This window comes from Frankia sp. CcI49 (assembly GCF_001983215.1).
Lineage (GTDB): Bacteria > Actinomycetota > Actinomycetes > Frankiales > Frankiaceae > Parafrankia > Parafrankia irregularis.
On the sequence record NZ_MOWP01000078.1, the window covers coordinates 1 to 1,478 of the forward strand.

General features: G+C 65.0%; 1 protein-coding gene. It reads right to left on the reverse strand.

The window, feature by feature from the left end; genetic code table 11:
- On the reverse strand, window positions 1-1,478 hold a 1,478-nt coding region (locus tag CcI49_RS39440; protein ID WP_131831310.1), incomplete at both ends, for an amino acid adenylation domain-containing protein.

Sequence of the window (1,478 nt, forward strand, 5' to 3'; positions counted from 1 at the left end):
GGGATCATGTAGTCGGGGAGGTGCTGCGTCGCGTGCTCGCGGAGCGACCGGCGGAGTGCGTCATCACTGCCATCGACGCGGGCGGTGGTGACATAGGCAGCGAGGAACTTCCCTCCGGAAGGATGGTCCGCCGCGATGACCTCAGCACGCATGACGTCCGGATGCGCCTCCAGCACGTCACGGATCTCCCCTGGCTCGATCCGGTACCCGCGAATCTTGGTCTGCTCATCGACACGACCGAGGAAATCGATACGCCCCTCGTCGTTCCACCGGGCCAGGTCGCCCGTGCGATACATCCGCACCCCCGGCTCCCACGGACACGCCACGAACCTCTCAGCGGCGAGAGCGGGCTGCTCCCAGTAGCCGCGCGCATTACCCGCACCCGCGAGATACAGCTCACCGGGAACACCGGGCAGGGCAAACTGCAGATTCTGATCCAGGATGTACGCCCGAGTGTTGAAGATCGGCGTACCCACACTCGGGTTCGAGCTGTCGGCGAGATCCGCACCGAGCGCATTGWTCGTGTACTCGGTCGGCCCGTACAGGTTGTACGACTCCACACCCGGGGCATCTCGCAACTGCTGCCACAGCCGCTCGGGCACCGCCTCACCGCCCAGCGACACGAACACCACGCCCGTCGCGTCCGCCGACACCGACCGACCCGCCGGCCGGTCACGCTCCAGCAAACCCTCATCCACGAGCACCTGCCCGTACGAGGGAGTCACGTCGAACCCATCGATGCGCTGATCGTCGTAGTACGCAAGCAGCTGCTGCGGATCCCGACGCATCTCCTCATTGATCACATACACCGAGTGACCGTTAAGCAGCCAGAACAGCTGCTCCCACGACGCATCGAACGAAAACGACGTCGTATGCGCGATCCGCATCCGCCGCCCGCCCTGATGAGCCACCACACGGTCAAAGATCTTCTCCACATGGTTGGCATACATGTTCGTCAGACCCCGATAACCGACCGCGACACCCTTCGGTCGACCCGTCGAACCGGACGTGAAAATGATGTACGCCAGATGATCCAGCGACACCTCCCCCCCGCGCTCGGCCACAGTGACCGGCCCATCCGCCAGCTCCGCGACCCGCGCCCGCACCACCACATCGTCAAGATTCACCACCCGCCCCGCCGCAGGCCCGAGCCGTGCCACATCACGATCAGTGACAAGCGTGACCGTCGGACCCGCCACCTCGAGCATGTAACCGATCCGCTCATCGGGCAGCTCCGCATCAACCGGCACATACGCCGCACCCACCGCGAACACCGCGAACATCGCGATGACCATCCGCTCATCACGCGGCAGCAGCAGCGCAACCCTGTGCTCCTGGCGCACACCCCGCTCCAGCAACAGCCGCGCATACCGGTTCACCTCCGCGGACAACCCCGCAAACGTGAAACTCCGCGCACCCGCAACCAACGCGATCTCCCCCGGCGACCGCAACACCTGATCACCAAAAAGACCCGCAAC